The 13816-nt window shown below is 49.4% G+C and carries 11 protein-coding genes and 2 tRNA genes; 9 read left to right on the top strand and 4 right to left on the bottom strand.

The features are described from left to right. Positions 1–22: 22 nt before the first annotated feature. The 3 genes from LACZS1_RS03315 (at position 23) to LACZS1_RS03305 (ending at position 1304) form a co-directional block, all read left to right on the top strand. Entirely contained in the window at positions 23–1033 is a 1011-nt protein-coding gene (locus LACZS1_RS03315) for a permease prefix domain 1-containing protein (protein WP_070650276.1), read from the top strand. A gap of 100 nt (positions 1034–1133) precedes the next feature. Beyond that, positions 1134–1206, top strand: a tRNA-Ala gene (locus tag LACZS1_RS03310). A gap of 25 nt (positions 1207–1231) precedes the next feature. Then, a tRNA-Ala gene (locus LACZS1_RS03305) sits at positions 1232–1304 on the top strand. Positions 1305–1456: 152 nt separating this feature from the next. Here the strand turns inward: LACZS1_RS03305 and LACZS1_RS03300 are convergent. Both LACZS1_RS03300 and LACZS1_RS03295 read right to left on the bottom strand, forming a co-directional pair. After that, positions 1457–2563: an alpha-hydroxy-acid oxidizing protein gene (locus tag LACZS1_RS03300; RefSeq protein WP_070652138.1), complete on the bottom strand. Its 1107-nt coding sequence runs from the start codon at positions 2561–2563 to the stop codon at positions 1457–1459. Positions 2564–2614: 51 nt separating this feature from the next. Further along, positions 2615–3274 (bottom strand): nitroreductase family protein, encoded by a 660-nt coding sequence (locus tag LACZS1_RS03295; protein ID WP_070652137.1) that lies wholly within the window; start codon positions 3272–3274, stop codon positions 2615–2617. 230 nt (positions 3275–3504) lie between these two features. On the opposite strand from LACZS1_RS03295, the gene LACZS1_RS03290 reads away from it, so the two are divergent. Beyond that, a complete protein-coding gene (locus LACZS1_RS03290) occupies positions 3505–3885 on the top strand; it encodes an iron-sulfur cluster biosynthesis family protein (protein ID WP_070652136.1) in 381 nt (126 codons plus the stop codon). Between the two features lie 122 nt (positions 3886–4007). Here the strand turns inward: LACZS1_RS03290 and LACZS1_RS03285 are convergent, their stop codons facing one another. Both LACZS1_RS03285 and LACZS1_RS03280 read right to left on the bottom strand, forming a co-directional pair. Continuing rightward, entirely contained in the window at positions 4008–5300 is a 1293-nt protein-coding gene (locus LACZS1_RS03285) for a sensor histidine kinase (protein ID WP_070652135.1), read from the bottom strand. Then, positions 5297–5992 carry a response regulator transcription factor gene (locus tag LACZS1_RS03280; protein WP_070652134.1) on the bottom strand — a complete coding sequence of 232 codons (696 nt, stop codon included), beginning with the start codon at positions 5990–5992 and terminating at the stop codon, positions 5297–5299. Before LACZS1_RS03280 ends, LACZS1_RS03285 begins: the two co-directional genes overlap by 4 nt. A 207-nt stretch (positions 5993–6199) precedes the next feature. Here LACZS1_RS03280 and LACZS1_RS03275 point away from each other — a divergent pair, with 207 nt between their 5' ends. From LACZS1_RS03275 to LACZS1_RS03255, 5 genes are all read left to right on the top strand, one after another. Next, on the top strand, positions 6200–6607 hold the full coding sequence (locus tag LACZS1_RS03275) for a GtrA family protein (protein WP_070652133.1): 408 nt from the start codon (positions 6200–6202) through the stop codon (positions 6605–6607). Beyond that, a complete protein-coding gene (locus LACZS1_RS03270) occupies positions 6594–8873 on the top strand; it encodes a glycosyltransferase family 39 protein (RefSeq protein WP_070652132.1) in 2280 nt (759 codons plus the stop codon). Before LACZS1_RS03275 ends, LACZS1_RS03270 begins: the two co-directional genes overlap by 14 nt. Positions 8874–8905: 32 nt before the next feature. After that, on the top strand, positions 8906–9883 hold the full coding sequence (locus LACZS1_RS03265; RefSeq protein WP_070652131.1) for a glycosyltransferase family 2 protein: 978 nt from the start codon (positions 8906–8908) through the stop codon (positions 9881–9883). A 192-nt stretch (positions 9884–10075) separates the two neighbouring features. Next, on the top strand, positions 10076–12742 hold the full coding sequence (locus LACZS1_RS03260) for a cation-translocating P-type ATPase (RefSeq protein WP_070652130.1): 2667 nt from the start codon (positions 10076–10078) through the stop codon (positions 12740–12742). Positions 12743–12828: 86 nt separating this feature from the next. Then, the gene (locus LACZS1_RS03255) at positions 12829–13788 is read left to right on the top strand and encodes an acrylyl-CoA reductase family protein (RefSeq protein WP_070652129.1); all 960 of its coding nucleotides are present in this window, start codon (positions 12829–12831) and stop codon (positions 13786–13788) included. Positions 13789–13816 lie beyond the last annotated feature (28 nt).

Here is a 13816-nt window from a genome sequence, read left to right as displayed (position 1 = left end):
ATTGAACCTTGGAGGATCGCCCATGGATACAATTACAGCTTATTTAGACAGTCTATTTGCTTCTTTTCCGGATAACCCGAAAACGCGCCAGGCCAAAGCCGACATGCTTGCCAATATGCGCGATTATTATCGTGATTTGTTGCGCGAGGGTAAAAGCGAAGAAACTGCAATCGGTGCCGTCATTCGTGCTTTTGGCTCTGTTGATGAATTACGGGAGGATCTAGGGCTAGCGCCTCAGGCTGACCACGCAGACACCGACACAACTACGGAGCCTGATGATGCCGTTTCTGAAACGGAGCTCAGTCATTTTTGGCACATTGCCGACCGGTTTGCGACACAAATTGCTTTCGGCGTTTTTCTTTGTTGTATCAGCGTCGCCTTGCCCGCCTATACAACGGATTCCTCGCTTGAGGTCTTCGGCATCATCGGCATGTTTCTGCTCGATGCTGTCGCAGTGGGGCTCTTCATTTGGGCCGGCACCATGTTTAGCCTCCAAAAGAAGCGGCTCAATGGCCGGTCCTTGTCTGAAAGCGCCAAAAGATTTGCCCAAGAAACAACCGATACGTATCAGCGGCAATTTTCTGCAGGTTTAATCGTGGGCATTATGATTTGTATTGGCGCGTTGATCCCACCAATTCTGTCCACTTACTTATCGCATTTTATCAGCGACGATGCCGGTGGTGCCTTGTTCCTCATCATTGCTGGACTAGGAACCTACTTAATTGTGTATGTCGCCATCAACTATTCGCAAATAAAGCGCTATACTGACGCGACAGCTGTGCCGGATCCTGAGCCACACCTTCATCATAGCCATCGTGACAACTTCAATACGTCACAGCACCACCACAATCAACGCGCCCGCCAAGACATCGCGCTTTTCCGCCAAGTTTACTGGCCGCTTATCCTGGTGACCTACTTCCTAGTTTCATTCCTTTTTCACACATGGACCTATTCTTGGGTCATCTTCATCATCGGCGGTGCATGCCAAAATATCATCATTTCACTAATCGCTCAGCGAGATGAATCCTTGTAAAATTCGTCGTTTATAGCAAGGCTGGCAATCCTATGTCATGTATCAAGGACAATCCTCTTTACACAACCGCAGAAGTTCAGTACAATTGTCTTTGTGTTTTGGGTCCATAGCTCAGTTGGGAGAGCGCCTGCTTCGCATGTAGGAGGTCGACGGTTCAAGTCCGTTTGGATCCATTAGCTTTGAAGCTACTTAATTAGCGGGTCTTTAGCTCAGCTGGGAGAGCGCCTGCATGGCATGCAGGAGGTCGACGGTTCAAGTCCGTTAAGATCCAGAAAAGGCGCCACGTACGAAAGACATGACTTTCGTACGTGGCGCCTTTTGCATGGTATAAAATTAGCAACAGGTGCGTGCTCTCAAAAATGGCTACACATGTTCATCTAAACGTGTTTGCTGACACCTGAAACAAAGGGCCCAGCTAATCAATTAAGCAAAGCGCGTCTTAATTTTCATACGTTTAACATCCTCAATCGTTTGGCATCCGGTTAGCTGCATGGCAATATTAATTTCCATTTTCAGATGATCAGCTACTGCCTTGACGCCTTGCCAGCCGCCAAGCGCCAAGCCATAACTGAATGGCCGACCAACGCCGACAAGATCTGCGCCAAGTGCCAAGGCTTTGAGCACATGCGTTCCACGCTGCACGCCGCCATCAAAAATGATCGGTACCCGATGATCGACCGCGGCCGCAATCGCCGGCAACTGCTCAATCGCTCCAGGTGCTCCGTCAAGCTGCCGACCACCGTGATTAGAGACATAGATTCCTGCCGCGCCTGCATTTATGGCCGCAACGGCGTCATCAGGATGCTGAATGCCTTTAATAATAATGGGCAAGCCTGAGTAGCTGGCAAGTTTGTCGATAAGTGCCAAATCTAGTTTTTGCATGGATTCTTTGAACAACCCACCTGCACCCACGCCGGTTTGTCCGCTATTATAGCCTTCCAGATTAGCAAGCCGACCTTTCAGATGGTAATGATTCATGACATCTTTTTCGCGATATCCGCCCAGCGTTGAATCCGCTGTCAAAATAATCGCCAACGCACCGGCATTTTTGGCCTCATCGAGCAAATACTCACAATATGACCAGTCTTTTGGCATGTATAGCTGAAACATATATGGCGCACCATCACTGACTGCAGCAGTCTCGGCAATGGGTTTGGAGGCAAAAGTACTTTGTGACATCATAATGCCGGCTTCTTTTGCGCCTTTTGCCAAACCCAGTTCACCGCTCGAATGGGCCAGCGTGTTTCCGGCAATGGGGGCCGTTAGTAACGGCGAAGCCACCTTAGCGCCCATGAAGGTTGTTGACTGATCTGGTTTTTCAACACCTTGTAAGACACGTGGGAGCATCTCGACATCTTGAAACGCGGTGGTATTCCGGCGCATTGTATAGCCATCATCGGAACCTTCACTAATGTAGCCAAATTCGCCACGCCCGAGCACCTTCTCTGCGCGGCCTTCCAGACTTGCCAGATCCAACACGTCAATTGCGTTTACTTTACCGAAAGGATCGGTTTTAACTGCATCGATCATTGTTTATTTCCTCTTTTCCATTGAGATCGGATCGTTTGGTTTGTCAACGACTTATACCAAGTAGTCAATTAACTGATTGACATCGTAACGGTCGGTTTTCAGTGGTTTTTCCGCTGCTTTCCCGATTGCAATCGCCATAACTGGCACAAACCGTTTTGGATCCAGTCCCAACGTCGGAATGATGGTTTTAAAGTCATAACCAGACCAAGGATTGGCATCATAGCCGTGAGCACGCGCCAGCAAAAGCAGTTGCATGCCGACCATCGCGCCATCAATGGTTGCGTCTAGGGTCAGAAACTCCGGTGAAGCGTGTTCATAAAGTGGCAAGAACGTATTGAAAATCTGGTCAAGTTTCTCTTTACTGATCTTGCCGGCTTCGTAAACTTTAGTCCAGACATCGCGATAGACTTCGTGCGACTGCGTGTCCCCTGCGATAAAAATAATGGCTGAACTCGTATCGATTTGCGGATAGTTGAACTTCATGGCCGCTTTCTTCAATTTTTCTTTTGCTTCCGGTGTATCGATGATGACAAAATGCCACGATTGCAGATTACATGCCGAGGGTGCGGTGGTTGCCTGCTTGATCATTTCCTGCAATTCATCCCGGCTGATTTTGACGTTGGGATCAAATTTCCGCACTGAATGGCGGTCAAACATCACATTGGCCAAATCGTTGTTCGTTAACTTTGGTGCTGTTACTGTGTCTGTCATTTTGAATTACCTCATTTCTTATATAAATATATTAATCGCTTTCATCGAAATAATATAGTCCATAATCAAAGGATTCCCCATGCATGAGGCGGGTGACCGAACATCGGCAACTCCTCACCCACCACCCCAAGTAACACCGCATCCACAGCGTCGTTGAGCCAATTACCGAGTCGAATCAGTTGCTTTTGCTTCCTAATCAGCCTATGTTTACGGCGAAGGGAGTTGATTGCATGCAAATTCATTTTGACGAAGGTGCTGTTGACAAGATCAAGCCGCATTTGGATCCGGACAAGAAACTACTTTTGACCTTTGAAGACGGCGTTGGTCCTTATTCACAACACGCTATGATTCATATGCAGGTGCAGTTTTCACTGAATGTGGTCAAAGCCAGTGATCCGGCAACCGACTATGATACGAAAATTGATAGCAACCTCGGGCCGATTCTGATCAAGGGTTACTCACAAGAAGATTTAAATGCAAATATGAATGTCCACTTCAATAAGACACTTAATACGTTGATTTTAAGCGGTGATGGCGGCGATATTGATACGAACATGGGCTTTATCGACTTCACGGAAGCCAATGGGGTTCGCAATAATCCAGCCCGTTAATCGTCGTATCAGGATTTTGTCACCAAGCGTTGTTTAAAAAGTGACTGAAATTTAAAAGCAGCCGTTCCAAAAGCTATTTCAAGCTTCGGAACGACTGCTTTTCGTTTGCCATCATTTGGCAATTAAGCTCCACGCGGCTTATTTGGTAGCGTCACAACAAATAAGGCACCGTGGGGATGGACGTCTTTGACCTCAATGTGACCATGATGAATCGTCACAATCCACCGGGCGATGGCCAATCCCAAGCCGCTGCCGCCAGTTTGCCGGCTGCGGGAGGCATCTTCGCGATAAAAGCGTTCGAAAATTCGGGATTTGTCAGCATCGGCAATATTCGGTCCTGAATTGCCGACAATCAATTGCCAGTCCCGCGGCGTTTGCGTGACTTCGACCCAAATTGAATCACCTGCTTGCGTGTATTTGAAGGCATTGTCTAGCAGAATCACCAGCAATTGTTTGATCCGAGCTGCATCAAACCAAGCATGGCCATCTGCCGGCAGCTTGGTCGTAAAGGACTTGTCCTGACTTTTGGCAATGTCATGATAAGACGCCAGCTGTGGCGCTAAAGCCTGATCAAAGCGCAGGTCAGTTAACTCGATTTCGATGGTGTTGCTGTCAGCCTTGGCAATCGTCAACAAGTCATCCGTCAACTGCCGCAAACGCTTGGTTTCGCCCAACGAAGTCGCTATTGCTTCGCTTTCATCGATAATGGTGGCTTGCGGTTTTGTCAGCAGGGATTCCTGTTTACTTTGAATCACGGCCAGCGGTGCCCGCAATTCGTGGGCGGCATCCGCAACGAAATCCTGTTGCCGCTGCCATGACCGCACAATCGGCCGCATTGCCCGCGTCGATAACCAATAAGACAATCCCAGCGCCAACGCCCAGAATAAAATAATCGTCACAATCAAAACCTGCCGAAACGAGCGAATAGCTGCTTCCTGGGCATCGGTGTTCTGCAAAATCAATACATAATGACCGGCATATTGTGGATCAGCGGCCGTCTGCGGCACTTTAACCAACAATGTTCGAAATGTGCCAGTCGAGGTCGCTAAAGTCTGTAGTTTGTTAAGCGCCTGCCGATCCAATTTCAGTTTCTTGAAATACGCATAAAAGCGTTCGCCCAGCATGGCTTGATTAATAATTTTGCCTTTTTTATTGAAGACCACCATATTCATCCGAAACGAAATCGGCCGACTCCCTCCCGGCTGCCGTGGGGCGTTGGGCGTCGTCATCCCTGTTGCCGGTTTGATGATCATGGTCTTTTGCTGTTCTAACGTATGGTCAATATCTTGATAAACCGAGCGTTCATACAAAAAAAAGACGATCAATCCCAGCACCAGGAAAAGTCCGGCAAAGCTCAGTAGTTGCCCGACAAACAAGCGCCGTTGCTGCCGTTTAATTCCTTTATCTGCATTCATTCACGGCCCTCCGGTTCTTGAAAAATATAGCCAACATTGCGAATGGTTTTAATCCAGCCGTCAACTTTCAGCGGTTTTAACTTTTTGCGTAAGTTCGACATATAAACTTCAACCACACTCACAGCGGTTTCGGAGTCAAAGCCCCAAAGTCGATCGAAAATCTGATCTTTCGTGATAATGGTTTTTTGATTCTGCAGCAAATACACGAGCAAGTCGAATTCCTTACCATTTAACGAAACGGGTTGCCCATTGATCAGCACTTCATGGCGATTTAAATACACTTCGTATGGCCCAGCAGTTAAGCCATCATCATCAAAAAAGTGTCCAGTGCGTTTCAACAACGCCTTGAGCCGCATAATGAGCTCTTCGCGGTGGAAGGGTTTAGTAAGGTAATCATCCCCGCCTAATTCAAACCCGCGCAACTTATCGGCAAGTGCATCCTTAGCCGTCAAAATAAGCACCGGCGTTTTCACCTGCTTGGCGCGCAACTGCTTGAGCAAGTCGAAGCCATTTAATTCCGGCAGCATGATATCCAGAATAATCGCATCAAACACACCTTCCTCGGCCTGATACAAACCATCCGCCCCGGTTAACGCGGCTTCAGGTTCGGAAAAGTCCCGAATAAAATCAATGATGCTTTCATTCAAATCCGGATCGTCTTCTATGACAAGAATTTTTGGTTTAACCGTCATTTTTTACTCCTAATTATTTGAGTGAGCGTGAGCTGGCGCACTTAGAAGTCTGCGCCAGCAAATGTGTTAGGGCCGATCACCTCAACCACTATTTCAACCTAACACGCCAACCATAAAACCTTCTTAAGAAAAAACGTGCCCTTCTTTAAGGTTAATTTATGCTGCACATCGCATACTAATCCCATTCATCAGGAAGGGAGCGATACGATGCGCCTAAAGCTGAAACAATTCATTAGCTTCGGTCTCGTCGGAGGGATCAACACCATTTTGACTTATCTGATCTATCTGACATTATACCAATTGATCAATCCGACCGCTGCAATGGGTGTCGGTTATGGGTTAACGTCCATCTTGGGACTTTTCCTCAATGATACCTGGGTTTTCAAAGTCAAAGATCATCGCCAGCTTAAAAATGTAGCGCCGCGATACTATTTCTCTTATGGCCTCACATTTATTTTAAGTCTGGTGCTGACCAGCTTCTGGAATGATGCTTTGGGTTTACCTAAGCCTTTAGCACCGATGTTTTCGCTTATGGTTACTGTCCCGACGAACTTCCTTTTAAGTAAGTTCTGGGTATTCCGAGAAAAGGGAGTCACGGCACATGAAAAAAATTAGACAATGGACGGTTGATTGGTGGCTCATTGGCATTTTAATTCTCGCAGCATTTCTCTATGCATGGAACATCTGGGAAGCAGGCAATGCCAATGATTATTACACCGCCGCCATTACCAGTATGGTTCAAAGTTGGCACAATTTCTGGTACGGCGCTTTTGATCCCGCTGGTTTTATTACAGTTGATAAACCACCGGTCGCACTGTGGTTTATGGCCATCTCCGCCAAAATTTTCGGCGTTCATGGCTGGTCAGTTGTCCTACCATCCATTTTGTTCGGCATCGGCAGCGTTGCCTTAATCTACAACATGATCAAGCCACGCTTTAATGCCTGGGCAGCGCGACTAGCCGCACTGGCACTCACTTTGACGCCGATTGTGGTTGCGGATTCGCGGACAAACAATATGGACGCCACCTTACAATTCTTCTTATTGCTTGCGAGCTGGTGCCTCATGAAGGCCATTAGCACCCGCAAGCCATGGTTGGTGGTTGTCAGTTTTGCCTTAATTGGCGTCTCGTTCAATATTAAAATGCTTCAGGCCTTTATGATTTTGCCGGCCCTATTGCTTTTCTACTGGATCGCCTCGAACCAGAAACTTTGGCGCCGCCTTACCACACTAGGCATTGCGGCTGTCGCCATGGCGGTTACTACATTAGCCTGGCCAATGCAGGTTGATTCGACTGCTGCGACTCAGCGACCCTATGTCGGCAGTTCTGAAACGAACTCGGAAATGGAATTGGCTTTTGGCTATAACGGTACTGAACGCTTACTAGGTCAAACAACCGGTACTGGCGCAGCTTTCCCAGGCATGGGGAATAATGCCAAGTCCAAGACCGGTGGCACCCCACCAACTGGCACTAAAGGTAAAACCGGGACTGCGCCTACCGGAACCAAGGGAAAAACCGGTACAGTACCAACCGGCGCTAAAGCCAAAAAAGGAACAGCGCCAACCGGAACCAAAGGAAAGTTCGGAACCCCACCAACTGGCGCAACCGGTAAGACCGGCAATCCACCAGGTGGCAAGTCAACTAAAGGCACGTCCGGTCAACCAGGTACCGGCAACACCCAAGGCGGAACACCACCAACTGGGACTAAAAAGCAGCAGGCAACTGTCAAAACCAAAAAAGCTACCGGCGGGAAAATGCCTGCCAACTTCAAAAAAGGTAACTTTAAAGGCGGACCTGGTACAGGCGGCGGTGCTCCGGGCGGCCGTAAAGGTGGTGGCGGTGGCGGTGGTGCCTTTGCCATTGGTACTGCTGGCCCGTTACGCTTGCTCCAATCCGACCTTGGCCCGCAAATCAGTTGGTTAGTCCCAGCTGCTTTAATCGGCTTCATCAGTGCATTTGCCTATTATCTCGATCGCAAGCATAAATGGTATCAAACAACCTCTCAGCAAAATCATTTGCTTTTCTGGATGGGTTGGCTCGTACCAGTCGCTGGTTTCTTCTCAATTGCCAGCTTCTTCCACCCTTACTACATGATTATGCTCGCACCGCCGATTGCTGCTTTGTTCGGCATCGGGATTGTCACAATGTTTAAGCAATTCAAGCTGGGCTTCAAGCATTGGCAAAGTTGGTTATTGCCACTTGCCATCGTGACAACAACGGCACTCCAGGCTTGGTATGTCAGCTTGTACTATCAGTGGCAGACATGGCTCGTGGTTGGTGCAGGTCTAATCGGCTTAGCGCTTCTTTTCATCGGCCGAACCAGAAGTTGGCGCAAATCAGCCCTGGGCGTTGCCATTGCCGCTATTTTGGTAGCGCCGGGCTTCTGGTCACTTACACCGACACTTGCCGGTTCATCAGCTGCGATTCCGTCTGCCGGTCCTTCACTTCTGACCTCCGGCGGTAACAGCGGTGGTATTGGTAGCGGCAGCGTTGACAGCGGATTGCTGAAGTATGTTGAAAAACATCAAGGCAGCGCCAAATACCTGTTTGCTACCAGCAACGCTAGCACGGCCGCGCCTTACATCATTAAGTCCGGCAAAGCAGTCATGGCGATCGGCGGATTTAATGGTACCGACCCTGCCATTACCCTCAAACAATTCAAAGCCCTCGTTAAAAAAGGCGACATGAAATATTACCTGTCCTCAGGTCGCTCAGGTAATTCCAAGATTGAATCCTGGGTCACCAAAGTCGGTAAAAAGGTTTCTTCAAACAAATATAGTAGTCAAAGCAGCTCAAGCACCAAGTCCCCAGGTGGTATGGGAATGGGCGGTGGCATGGGTGGCGGCACCCTGTATGAGCTTGACGCTAGCATGGTTAAGTAATCCATCATCATTTTGAAAGGAGAAGATGCGCTATGCGACAAGAAAAGGATCCCTTCATCTCGATCGTTTTGCCAGTCTATAACGAAAGCGCCGGTATCGGTGAGACGATCAAGGAACTGGCTAATTACGTCCGTGCCAGACCGGAACGATATGAGCTCATTTTTGTCAACGACGGTTCGACTGACGATAGCGCCGATCAGATAAGAGCTGCTGTGGCCGAAAATCCGACGATTCGGCTGGTGGATTTTTCGCGCAACTTCGGCCATCAACTGGCGATTACGGCCGGCATCCGTTACGCCAGCGGTGACGCGGTTGTCGTCATGGACGCTGACTTGCAAGATCCGCCCCGCGTGATTCCCGAAATGCTGGCGCGCTGGCGGGAAGGCTATGACGTTGTTTACGGTAAGCGCCGCAAACGCAGCGGTGAAACCTGGTTTAAAAAGCTGACCGCCGAAACGTTTTATCGGGTGTTGAAAGCCGTCACGAGTATCGATATTCCGGTTGACACCGGCGACTTTCGACTCATGGACCGTCGTGTTGTCAACGTTTTAAAACAGATGAACGAACAAGATCCGTATGTTCGCGGCATGGTCTCATGGGTCGGCTATAAACAAGTCGCCGTAGAATACGATCGGCAAGAACGCACGGCTGGTAAAACCCACTATCCGTTGCGGAAAATGCTGCACCTTGCCATGAACGGCATTACCAGCTTCTCGACTGTCCCTTTGACGATTGCCAACTGGTTAAGCGGCTTCTTCCTCTTAGTAGCCGTTGTCACCACCTTCGTCAGTCTTCTACTTGGCCGCCTCAGTTTATTGACTTGGGTCATTAGTGCCACCTTCTTTGTCGGCGCCGGCGTGACCTTCACGATCGGACTACTTGGCAATTACATCGGCAGAATGTTTGCCGAAAGTCGCCATCGACCGCTTTACATCGTTGCCGACACCTATGGCTTCAAAACCCAGGCAGCGCAACAGACGCATTATCGCTATCACGCGTTGCAAAACTAAAGAAAGCTCTATTCACCATTGATAAAACAGGACTGCTGGTCATCACTCGGCAGTCCTGTTTTTGTGAGCGTGACCCAGCCCGGTTAGAAACCGGCGTGCCGATTCAAAATTTTACAGACGACACTTTGTCATGTTACGGTTATTATAAGTAAGTATTGACATGACCCACCCAACCCAGAAAGGACTGAGTGTATGCCAACAACGACCAAAGCCTTGACACTTCTGACGCCGAGCGATTTGGCCGCTGAATTTGACACTAACCTCACAACCGGTCTGACAACTGATGCAGTTGCCAAACACCGGCAACAAAATGGTTCCAATCAATTGACCGCTGCCAAAAAGCCTAGCTTGTTTCGGCAAATCGCCCACCACCTCAGCGATATCACGTCATTGATCCTGCTCTTTGCTGTCGGCCTATCCGCTTATCTCGCATTGACGACGGACAGTAACTGGACCAAGACGATTGTCATTGGCAGTATTGTTATCTTAAACGTTGTCATTTCCTTATATCAGGAACGCAGCGCCGAAAAAGCATTGGCTGCGTTAAAAGCCATGACTGTTCATACCGTTACCGTGATTCGCGATGATAAAACGCAAACCATTCAAGCGGCGAATTTAGTTCCAGGTGACTTAATGCTGCTCAAGGCCGGCGATGCCGTTGCTGCAGATGCCCGGCTGATTGAAAGTCAGGAACTTGAAGCAGACGAAGCCGTTTTAACCGGCGAAAGCGAATCTGTTGCTAAATCAGCTGCCCCATTAGCTGAAGTTCCTGAAAATCTCGGCGATGCGGCTAACTGCATTTTTTCCGGCACCGCAATTACCAGCGGAAAAGCAACCGCGATCGTCACGGCGACGGGGATGAATACCGAACTGGGAAAAATTGCCTCGCTATTAAACCAAACCAAAAAGCAGGTCACTCCACTCGCTAAACGGCTCGACGCACTTGGCAAACGGCTATCATTAGTTGCAGTTTTAGGCGGCGCGTTAACCATGTTATTAGCCATGCTGTATCATCAAGAAACTCTGGCAGACAGTCTAATGCTTGGTGTCAGCTTAGCCATCGCGGCAGTTCCGGAAACATTGCCGGTCATTGTCACCTTGAGTCTGGCACACGGTGTTCAGAAAATGGCCAAGCGCCGCGCGATCATTCGTCAAGTTACCGCAGTCGAAACCATCGGCAATGTCAACGTTATCGCCTCGGACAAAACCGGTACCTTAACGCAAAATAAGATGACCGTGACGCATTTTTGGTCATTCGGGCAGCCTAATATTCAAAAGGCTACAGCCGAACCGCTAACGACTGATACGCGCCGTTTTCTATCCTATTTAGGACTCGCCACCAACGCCAAGTTAACCGATCAGGACGAACCAGACATCGGTGACGCCACCGAGCTGGCCATTATGCGGTTGCTTGCCCACTATGACTTAAGCCGCGACGATCTTGAAACCCGTTACCCACGTATTGCGGAAGCCCCTTTTTCATCAGCTAAAAAAACCATGGCGACGTTACACCGCACTCCGGATGGCCACTATCTTGCTATTATTAAAGGTGCCGTGGATCGGATTGCCTTTTCAGCGCCAAACTGGCAAACTGAAGCCGCTTCTGTCCATGATCAGATGACAGGACAGGCATTGCGCGTCCTAGCTGCCGGCTACCAAGAATTCACAGCCGATCCCGGAGCTGATTGGGAGAGCCAGCTCACAGATGTTCAGCCACTGGGGCTCATCGGACTGATCGATCCGCCACGCCCGGAAGTACCGGCTGCGATTCAAGCCGCAAAAGATGCCGGGATCGTCACTGTGATGATTACGGGTGACCACCTTGACACTGCCACCGCCATTGCCCGCGATATCGGAATTCTTGATGGCAGTCACCGCGCGATTACCGGTCACGAGTTAAACCAAATGAGTGATGAAACCTTAGCTGCCACCATTCACCAGATTCGCGTCTTTGCCCGTACGACCCCAAGTGACAAAATTCGCATTGTGAAAGCCTGGCAACAGCAACAAGCCGTTGTCGCCATGACCGGTGACGGGGTCAACGATGCGCCAGCGCTGAAAGCTGCAGACGTCGGCATTGCGATGGGCATCACCGGAACCGACGTGGCGAAAAACGCGGCCGACATGATTTTAACTGATGACAACTTTGCCACCATTATCGACGCGGTGGCGCAAGGACGAACAGTTTACCAAAATATTCTCAAAGCCGTTGAATTTCTGATTTCCGTCAATTTCGCCCAGATTTTCACCATGTTAATTGCCGTTTTAATCGGCTGGGGCGCCGTGATGACACCGGAACAACTGTTGATTGTCAACGTGCTTGCCGACGGGATTCCTGGATTCTTCCTGAGCCGCGAACTGGCTGAACCCGGCATCATGCACCTCAAGCCGATTCCTAAAGAAGCCAGCATCTTTGCCAATGGCCTCAGTAAACGCGTTGCTGTACGCACGGCGACTTATGTGGGACTGATCCTTGGTATCTACGCGATCGGACGCTTCGTTGTCAGCCCTGATCAACCGATTGTCGGCATGACCATGCTCTTCTTGACTTTGGCGATTGGCTCCATGCTCGACGTTTTCCCGATCAAAACCCGGGCGCGGCTCAACCGCACTGCCTTAACCAGTAATCCGATTTTAACCGTCAGCCTGTTGGGAACCATGGCGGTCATTTTGCTGCTCGCACTTCTTAAACCGTTTCAACAAATCTTCCAGCTAGCTCCTCTGACACTTGGTCAGTGGCTCATTGTGTTCGTAGCCGTCTGGTTACCAATGCTGATTGTTGAAAGCTACAAACGTTGGCAGCATCGGCACGAACTGGCGGCCTGGCACCAACCGAATCTGGTTAGCGACAACGAGTAACGAGCGTTTGGTTATTACGAATGAAACTGCTATGATTTAGTTAATAATTGAGCATAGAAGTGATTCTTAACGAGGAGGTAGCTCTAATGCAGTTTTTTCAAGCATTCATTCACGACGGCCAAAAAGCGACACTACAAACGATCACCACAGATGATCTGTCCGCGGGCGAACTTTTAATCCGCGTCGCTTATTCAGACATTAATTATAAAGATGCCTTAGCTTACCAGCCGCACAACCAAATTATTCGGCAATACCCGCAAACTCTCGGTATTGATCTCAGCGGCACGGTTGTAGCTAGTCAGGATCCGCAATTTAAAAAAGGCGATCAGATTCTGGCAACCGGCCACGGCTTAGGCGTCAGTCAAGGCGGCGGTTATGCCCAATATGCCCGCATCCCGGCAAGTTGGGCCATGCCACTACCGCCGAACATGACGCTTGAAACGGCCATGGTATTCGGCACAGCAGGATTAACAGCAGCATTATGCATCAATGCGTTGATGCAAGCTGGCATGACGCCAGAACAAAATCCCAAGATCTTAGTAGGCGGCGCAACAGGTGGCGTCGGCAGCATTGCCCTACAACTGTTAGAAAATGCCGGATTTTCAAATCGAATTGCCGTTGTGCGCACCCCTGATCAGCAACAGCAAGTTCGCGATCTGGGAGCCACCGCAACCTTGGCGTTAGACGAATTACCCAAAGGCAAAGCCCTGAGCCGCCAACAGTTTGATTACGCCATTGATCCACTTGGCGGCAGCTTCACGTCCAGTCTACTGCCAAGCATGCGCTATAATGGTGCGGTCGCGTTATGCGGCAACGCGGCCGGTACTTCCTTGCCGCTGACGGTTTTCCCGTTTATCTTGCGGAATATTAGCTTGTTGGGCGTGGATTCCGTGAGCGCCCCGAATGAATTACGTCAGGAAGCATGGACAGTGCTGGCAAAGTTAAACCCTGTTCCTTTCCAAAAAATCAGCCTAGCCGACCTGCCGCAAGCGTTAAACAACCACTTTACGCACCATTCAGTCAGAACGGTTGTTAGTATGGCTTGAGAATATTTAGAGGAGCAAAGTCAGCTAT

Origin of the sequence: Lacticaseibacillus zeae subsp. silagei, from assembly GCF_030770335.1 — a bacterium.
GTDB lineage: Bacteria > Bacillota > Bacilli > Lactobacillales > Lactobacillaceae > Lacticaseibacillus > Lacticaseibacillus zeae.
The sequence above is the reverse complement of the archived record's forward strand: the minus strand, read 5'-3'. Positions and strand labels throughout refer to the sequence as shown.

Excerpts from the sequence above, each read along its gene's own strand:
- LACZS1_RS03315 (WP_070650276.1), top strand. The coding sequence starts at position 23 with ATGGATACAATTACAGCTTATTTAGACAGTCTATTTGCTTCTTTTCCG.
- LACZS1_RS03300 (WP_070652138.1), bottom strand. The coding sequence starts at position 2,563 with ATGATCGATGCAGTTAAAACCGATCCTTTCGGTAAAGTAAACGCAATT.
- LACZS1_RS03295 (WP_070652137.1), bottom strand. The coding sequence starts at position 3,274 with ATGACAGACACAGTAACAGCACCAAAGTTAACGAACAACGATTTGGCC.
- LACZS1_RS03290 (WP_070652136.1), top strand. The coding sequence starts at position 3,505 with ATGCAAATTCATTTTGACGAAGGTGCTGTTGACAAGATCAAGCCGCAT.
- LACZS1_RS03285 (WP_070652135.1), bottom strand. The coding sequence starts at position 5,300 with ATGAATGCAGATAAAGGAATTAAACGGCAGCAACGGCGCTTGTTTGTC.
- LACZS1_RS03280 (WP_070652134.1), bottom strand. The coding sequence starts at position 5,992 with ATGACGGTTAAACCAAAAATTCTTGTCATAGAAGACGATCCGGATTTG.
- LACZS1_RS03275 (WP_070652133.1), top strand. The coding sequence starts at position 6,200 with ATGCGCCTAAAGCTGAAACAATTCATTAGCTTCGGTCTCGTCGGAGGG.
- LACZS1_RS03270 (WP_070652132.1), top strand. The coding sequence starts at position 6,594 with ATGAAAAAAATTAGACAATGGACGGTTGATTGGTGGCTCATTGGCATT.
- LACZS1_RS03265 (WP_070652131.1), top strand. The coding sequence starts at position 8,906 with ATGCGACAAGAAAAGGATCCCTTCATCTCGATCGTTTTGCCAGTCTAT.
- LACZS1_RS03260 (WP_070652130.1), top strand. The coding sequence starts at position 10,076 with ATGCCAACAACGACCAAAGCCTTGACACTTCTGACGCCGAGCGATTTG.
- LACZS1_RS03255 (WP_070652129.1), top strand. The coding sequence starts at position 12,829 with ATGCAGTTTTTTCAAGCATTCATTCACGACGGCCAAAAAGCGACACTA.